Below are 7,775 nucleotides of genomic sequence, written 5' to 3'. Positions count from 1 at the left end.
ATATTAACCCATTTATATTCTATATTATCTACAAATTAAGGTTTTAGAATATAATAAATATTAAAAACATATAGTGTAATTTAAACGTTTAATAATTATAATTGTAATTATTATCATTACATTAGCTCAATAATTTAAGTATATGAAATCAAAGAAAATCAAAAACATATCTGTAGATTGTGTTGTTTTTGGATACAATACAATTGAAAAATCGCTTAACGTTTTATTAATAAAGCGCTACTTGGAATCTGAAACAACTTCTGAAATTTTAGTAGATGATTATGTATTGACCGGATATCATATTAATGAAGATGAAACTTTAGATGATACCGCTTCTAGGGCTTTAAAAGAATTAACAGGATTAAGCAGTTTGTACAAAAAACAATTTAAAGCTTTTGGATCTCCAGACCGTTTATTAAACGACAAAGATCAGATTTGGATTAAAAACGAAGGCTTTAATACTAGAACCGTAACTATTGCTTATTATTTTTTAATTAAAACAGAAGCTGTTAATCTTCATGAAAATAAATACAATGCCAAATGGTTCCCTGTAAATGACTTACCTGAATTAGGTTTTGATCATGAAGCCATTATTCTAGAAGCTTATGAAGATTTGAAAATAAAATGTTTATCTGAACCTATAATTTTTGAATTACTGCCGCATAAATTTACCATTAATGACGTTCAAGATTTGTATCAATCCATCTTAGGAATAGAAATAGATAACAGAAATTTTAGACGCAAGCTTATCCATAAAAAATACATTATTCCTTTAGACGAAAAACAAGTAGGTGTTTCTAAAAAACCAGCCCAACTTTATATGTTTAGTAAAGACGTGTACGATAAAATGTTCGAAAAAAATTACCTAATTAGTATTTAAGACATTCTATTTATAAACGTTAACAGAAACACAAAAAAACATACTAAGTAGTATCTTTATTTATATTTGTATCATGCAACAAGATTTAAAATCTGAACTTACAAAACAACTTATTATAGATAAAGCCTTTACTTTATTTTACGAAAATGGTTTTAAGACGACTAGTATCGATAAAATAATGAAAGAAACTACGCTTAGTAAAGGTGCTTTTTACCATCATTATAAGAGTAAAAAAGCTTTAGGACTTGAAGTTATTAGCTTAAAAGTTCAAAAAAGAGTTTTAGATGGCATGGTGTATCCATTAGAAGAAACGGGAGACGCCCTAGACATATTGGAACACATTTTTATAACCCGCTTAAAATCTTTTAAAATTTACGAAAAAGAACACGGGTGTCCCATGAACAATCTAATTAATGAAATTGGAGATCATGAATTGGCCTATCAATTAGCCCTAAAACAGATAATTGAAACTTGGAAGTCAGCATTAATAAAACTGATTGAAAGAGGTAAACGCGAACATACTATAAAACCAAATGTCTCAAGCGCTGCCGTTGCAGTGTATTTAATTAGTGCTTTTGAAGGCATTCGAGGTATAAGAAAACTTTATAAAGACGATACTATTTTAGAAGAATACGTTTCTGGTCTCTCTTTATATTTAAAACAATTACAAGCATAATTTTTTTTACAACAAAACATACCATATAGTATGTTTATAAAACACTATAAAAAATGACAAACAAAAGAAGAGCATTCATGAAAAAAACAGCATTATTAAGTTTAGGAGGTGCAGCTGTATCCTCTTTAGGATTTGCTGCTACTGCAACTAGTCAAGCAGAAGGAACTGCGCAAAACATAAGACCTAAAGTACTATTTTTTGATGTAAACGAAACCTTACTAGATTTAACGACCATGAAAAAAAGTGTAGGTGATGCGTTAGGTGGCAGACCCGATTTATTACCATTATGGTTTACAACCATGTTACAATATTCTTTGGTAACCACGGTAGGTAGACAATATAATGACTTTGGAGTTATAGGCGCGGCAGCGCTACAAATGGTAGCTGCTAATAACGGAATTACAATCTCTGAAGAAGACGCAAAAACAGCGATCTTAACACCTTTGCGTTCTATACCGGCACATTCAGAAGTTAAAGAAGCATTAACACAACTAAAACAAGCTGGTTTTAAAATAGTATCGTTTACAAACTCTTCAAATATTGGTGTAGAAACACAGTTTAAAAATGCTGGTTTAATCGATTATTTCGATGAAAGATTAAGTATAGAAGACATTGGGAAATTTAAACCAGATACAGATGCTTACGATTGGGCTGCACGCAAAATGGGAATCGCTCCAAAAGAATGTATGCTTGTTGCTGCACATGGTTGGGATATAGCTGGTGCCATTTGGGCGAATTGGCGTGGTGCTTTTATTAGTAGACCTGGTGCACAATTATATCCGTTAGCTGATAAACCAGAGATTAATGAATCTAACTTAAAATTAGTTGCAGAAAAACTAATTGCTATGAAATAATACACACTTATTTAGTATAAAAACACCATTAATCTCTTAGGCAAAGCTTTCCACTTTAAATAAGAGATTTTTATTTTAAAGTTTTTAATCTAAAGAAGCTTGAGCTAATAAATCGTTTACCTTATCAAGGCTTTCATCATCATCTAATAAAATAACAAGAGTATCATTGGCTTCAATAATTGTAGATCCGCCTGGACGCACAAATTTTCCATCGCGTTTTATCATAACAATAAATGCCGATTTTGGGAAATGTAAATCAATAATACGCCTATTTACGGCATAACTATCGGGTGGAATTATGGTTTCTTCCATGGCAGATTTAGGCAAATCTAAAATATAACGTTCATTTTCCTTTGGTATTTTGGCTTCTTCAGGCATGCCTACTTTCAACCACTTAGCAAACACAGACAAAGTTGTACCCTGAATAAGAATAGATGTTACAGAAATAAAGAAAACGATATTGAAAATTATATTAGCTTTTTCTATCCCTGCCAATAACGGATATGTGGCAAAAACTATAGGCACAGCACCTCTTAAACCTACCCAAGAAATATATAACCTCCTACGCATTTTCATTTTAAAAAACATTGTACTTATAAGAACACTTACAGGTCTAGCTACTAGAATAAGGAATACAGAAATTAATAATCCTATTCCCATGTAAGGAATAATTTCTGATGGAAAAACAAGTAAGCCAAGCGTTAAGAATAATACAATTTGCATTAACCACGCCATACCATCAAACATTTTTAGAATAGTAGATTTATGAATAAGATCTTGATTTCCTAAATACACAGAACAAATATAAATGGCAAGAAAACCATTTCCGCCAACAAAATCGGTTGCTGAAAATGTTATAAACATTAAAGCAATAACTAATACAGGATATAATCCTTCAAAATCTAATGTCAGTTTATTTATAATGAACTTACTCAATTTACCAAATCCAAATCCCAGCAATCCACCTAAAATCATTTGTTGAAAAAACATGAACACAATAGTCATTACGTCCTGATCTTGGTTTATCACCAAACTTAAAAAAGCTAAAGTTAAAACGTAAGCCATCGGGTCGTTACTCCCACTTTCTAATTCTAAGGTTGGTCTTAAATTTGTTTTTAATGCCAAATTTTTAGAACGTAATATTGAAAATACAGCGGCCGCATCTGTGGAAGATACAATCGAGCCTAATAACATACTTTCAAAAATGGTAAAATCGGTTACATACCATACAAATAAACCTAAAGTTACAGCGGTAAGCAAAACCCCAAGCGTAGATAATAAAAGTCCTTCCTTTAATATAGGTTTTACAGTAGACCAATGTGTATCTAGGCCTCCAGAAAACAATATAAAATTAAGAGAAACTATACCTATAAATTGAGCCAATTTAGGATCATCAAACAATATTCCACCAATACCATCAGATCCGGCCAACATCCCGATAGATAAAAAAAGTATTAATGTTGGAACTCCAAATTTATAAGATGTCTTACCGACTACAATACTAATAAACAGCAGTAAAGATCCGACAAGTACAATATTTTCAATAGTTAAATTCATAGGTCATGCGTATAGCTAAAAACAAATTTAACTTATTATTGATGTTGTACGAAATAAAAAGTGATAACATATTAGCAAATATTTTTCAGAGATTTTAAAGATTATTTAAATAGATAACTGTACAATGAAATCCTATCAATCAAGGTTTTACATACATATAAAAAAAAGATTCAGACTAATCATTTCAATAAAAAACCAATTGAAAATTCAATTATATTTACAATTAAAATTATGGATTAACGTCCTAAATTAAACACTTAGTAAAAACCCAATCTTAGCTTCGATTAGCAGATTATGACTTTGAAAAAAATCATTTACCCGTTTCTTTTAATAACAATTATCATCTCCCAATTAGCTTGTAACAGCACTGGAACAGATTCAGAAGTTACAGATGATAATGCCGACATACCTGTAGATGAAATTGAAGATACTATAGTTACAAATTCTAATATTAATTGGGAAAACTGGTACCTTTCTGTTCCTATAAATTCTGGCAGTGGAAAAGCAACATCTATAGGATACGAAGATATTATTAACGACAGACTTACCGCTGAAGAATCTAAATATTTCTATGAAAATGAAGATGGATCTTATACCATGTGGACACAGTTTACAGGTTATACAACTTCTGGATTATCTGAACTAGGTGATAAATATTGCAGAACAGAACTTAGAGAATATTGGAAAGGAAACCAAGATACAGACGATAATTGGTCTATGACAACTGGCGTTCATATTTTAGAAACCACGTTACAAGTAGATTTTGTTGAAGGTAATGGCCGTACCATCGTAGCACAAATTCATGGCAAAGCTTCAGACGGAATTACAGGAGATCCTGCAACTGTAAAAATTAGATGGAATAGTGGCACCATACAAATAGATCATTATACAAAACCAGATAATGACGAAGCATGGACTAGTAATTATGATGAAAAATTAGATTTTGGTCAAGTAGATAATGAAATATTTACTTTTAAAATAAAAATTGAAAATGGTAAACTCTTTTGTGCGCTTAGTTGTGAAGAAAAAGGAATAGATATTGATTATACAGAAATATACGACTACGTAGGAAATGGTTATGTTCATGAAAATTACTTTAAAACAGGTAATTATTATGGTTGGAATGATGATTATGAAAAAGCTGCACAAGTGGTATTATATAAGGTAAAAACCGAACATAGTTTATAACATTTATAGAAATTTAGTTATTTAGAGCATCTAGGACTATACGTAATTCGCCATAACTGTAAGCATCGTCCAATTGATGTTTTAAATCGGATAGATTATCAAAAGTTTTCTTCGGAATAAGTTTTAGTAAAGTGTCATAAGTTTCTTTAGACATTAAATCTGTAATTTTTATTTCTCCTGTAGAAATAAATCCTGCTAAATGTCCAAAAATGGTATTTTCATTCAAGTCACGTGAAGTTGCAATTTCTGCTACAGATTTTCCTGATTGAAATAATTGTAAAGATAAGTCTCTAGTGTTTACTTTTGAATCTTTGGACTCTGCGTCATCAAAAATAGTGTCTTCAGATTCCGTTTGTATATCGTTTTCATCACAATAATCTCGTATAACCTCTAAAATAGCCGATCCATATTTTTCAACACGTGTTGCTCCCATGCCATTTACATTTAAAAGTTCATCTTTTGTTACTGGTAAAACTTCACACATTTCATATAAAGATTTCTGTGTAAACACCTGAAAATGTACTAGATCTTGTGCTGTAGCAATTTCGTTTCTAAGCACTCTTAACAATTCAAATAATTCTACATTTATAGTACCATCAACTACAGATTTACGAGATTTTCGTGGTTTATCTTTAGCTAAGAATACAGATTTAGCACGTAATTCTAATAGTGTTTTAGTTGTAAAATCTGAAGATAGACCATTAAAGTAGAATAATTTAGAATCATATAATGTCTCAATAACATCTATGTTTTTTGAAATATCATTTCCTACAGCTTGATTATCTGTGGTAAAACTAAAGGTTTTCAACGCAGTTCCAATATTGGATTCTATTTGATCTTTAAAATACGTAATCGCTTTTTTAAAGCGTTCCTGAATAATAGAATTAGATTCAGGTAATTGTTCTTCTTCTGCCAAAGTTCGTAATTGAGCATTAAAGCCATTACCAACCTTTAATAAATTTGTAACTGTATTTTTAATCGTGACCATTTCATGTTCAACCTTACCTTCGATACTTGTTCTATTTTTATAAAAGATATCTAAAATTCTATTTACAGGATACATAAATTCATAAAAAGCGAAGACTTCCGCAATCAAATCTAACTGAAACATTTTTTGAGAACGTTCTAAAACCGCTTGATCTGGTTCGTTAGCTTCAGCATTTTTATTAAACGTGATGACATGAGTGTCTGTAATAATTTGATTGGAACTAATTTTACTCTTTAAAACCAAACCTTCTAAAGATTTACAGCGGCTTAAAGCAACATACGTCTGTCCATGAGCAAAAGCACTACCTGCATCTATAATTGCTTTTTCAAAAGTTAATCCCTGACTTTTATGAATAGTTATAGCCCATGCTAAACGCAATGGAATTTGAGTGAAAGATCCAATTTTATCTTCTGTAATGGCTTTTGTGTCTTTGTCTACAGTATAATTTATATTTTCCCATAGTTCTGCTTTAGTCACAATTTTAAAATCATCATCTACACATTGTACGGTAACTTCTTCTTTAGTTAAATGAGTTATAGTTCCTATTTTTCCATTAAAATAGCGTTTATCCTGACTGGTATCGTTTTTAATAAACATAACTTGTGCACCAACCTTCAATTCTAAGGTGTCACTATTGGGATAAGAAAATTCAGGAAATTTACCTTCAACCTTGGCATTATATATAAAAGATTTAGTTTTAAGTTTATCAAGTTCAGATTTATTAGTAGTATCAGCCTTAGTATTATGTGTAGTTAACGAAATATAACCCGCATTGGGTTTTGGGGAAAAATCTGCAATATATCTTTTATTTAATTCTTTAGCTGAAGATGCACTTAAAGCATTATTTCTAATTTCATTAAGAATCTGTATAAATGTAGGATTCTCTTGTCTATAGATATGTTTTAATTCAATAGTTACAGCATCACATTGTTGATATGCATGACTACTAAAAAAGAAACCGTTACTGTAATATTTTTTTAGAAGATGCCATTCGTTTTCCTTAATTACTGGTGAGAGTTGCTGTAAATCGCCAATCATAAGGACTTGTACACCACCAAAAACTTTATTTTTAGTTCTAAAACGACGTAATGTACGATCTATACCATCTAATAAATCGGCACGAACCATACTAATTTCATCAATGACTAACAAATCCATTGATTTTATGATATTGATTTTAGTTTTATTGAATTTTCTATTGAAACTAGTCGGATTATCTAAATCTGTATCTGGTAAAATTGGTCCAAAAGGAATCTGAAAAAAAGAATGTATGGTTACCCCTTTTGCATTAATAGCAGCTACACCAGTCGGTGCAATAACCACTAAACGTTTTAAACTTTGTGTTTTTAAACGGTGTAAAAATGTTGTTTTTCCTGTACCTGCTTTTCCGGTTAAAAAAATAGAGCGATTTGTATTATTTACAAATTCCCAAGCTAAATCTAATTCCTTATTCACAGACATTTCAATACATTTTAAAAAATAGATTTTGAAGGTACTATTATTTATTTGCTTTTGAAATGAAGGAGCTTAAAAAAGCAAAATATTTATATCTCACTGATTACCAGCATACATTTAATAAAATTTGAAGATATTTATACGCTTTAGGAATCATTTCCAAAAAGGCATAAACAA

At 30.5% G+C, this 7,775-nt stretch carries 6 protein-coding genes; 4 read left to right on the top strand and 2 right to left on the bottom strand.

The window, feature by feature from the left end:
- Positions 1 to 142 precede the first annotated feature (142 nt).
- From AST99_RS12510 to AST99_RS12500, 3 genes are all read left to right on the top strand, one after another.
- Positions 143 to 880, top strand: a complete 738-nt coding sequence (locus AST99_RS12510) for an NUDIX hydrolase (RefSeq protein WP_057782178.1) — start codon at positions 143 to 145, stop codon at positions 878 to 880.
- A gap of 73 nt (positions 881 to 953) precedes the next feature.
- A complete protein-coding gene (locus tag AST99_RS12505; RefSeq protein WP_057782177.1) occupies positions 954 to 1,556 on the top strand; it encodes a TetR/AcrR family transcriptional regulator in 603 nt (200 codons plus the stop codon).
- A 53-nt stretch (positions 1,557 to 1,609) separates the two neighbouring features.
- Positions 1,610 to 2,410, top strand: a complete 801-nt coding sequence (locus AST99_RS12500; RefSeq protein WP_057782176.1) for a haloacid dehalogenase type II — start codon at positions 1,610 to 1,612, stop codon at positions 2,408 to 2,410.
- A gap of 84 nt (positions 2,411 to 2,494) precedes the next feature.
- Here AST99_RS12500 and AST99_RS12495 read toward each other — a convergent pair whose 3' ends face one another.
- Positions 2,495 to 3,967: a potassium/proton antiporter gene (locus AST99_RS12495; protein WP_057782175.1), complete on the bottom strand. Its 1,473-nt coding sequence runs from the start codon at positions 3,965 to 3,967 to the stop codon at positions 2,495 to 2,497.
- Between the two features lie 294 nt (positions 3,968 to 4,261).
- Between AST99_RS12495 and AST99_RS12490 the strand changes: the two genes are divergently transcribed.
- Positions 4,262 to 5,155: a polysaccharide lyase family 7 protein gene (locus AST99_RS12490; RefSeq protein ID WP_057782174.1), complete on the top strand. Its 894-nt coding sequence runs from the start codon at positions 4,262 to 4,264 to the stop codon at positions 5,153 to 5,155.
- Positions 5,156 to 5,168: 13 nt separating this feature from the next.
- On the opposite strand, the gene AST99_RS12485 is transcribed toward AST99_RS12490, so the two are convergent.
- Positions 5,169 to 7,604, bottom strand: coding sequence for a helix-turn-helix domain-containing protein (locus AST99_RS12485; protein WP_057782173.1), 2,436 nt, complete (start codon positions 7,602 to 7,604; stop codon positions 5,169 to 5,171).
- Positions 7,605 to 7,775: the final 171 nt, after the last annotated feature.

This window comes from Formosa algae, from assembly GCF_001439665.1.
GTDB lineage: Bacteria > Bacteroidota > Bacteroidia > Flavobacteriales > Flavobacteriaceae > Formosa > Formosa algae.
Note: the sequence above shows the minus strand (reverse complement) of the source record. Positions and strands in the feature narration are given on the sequence as shown.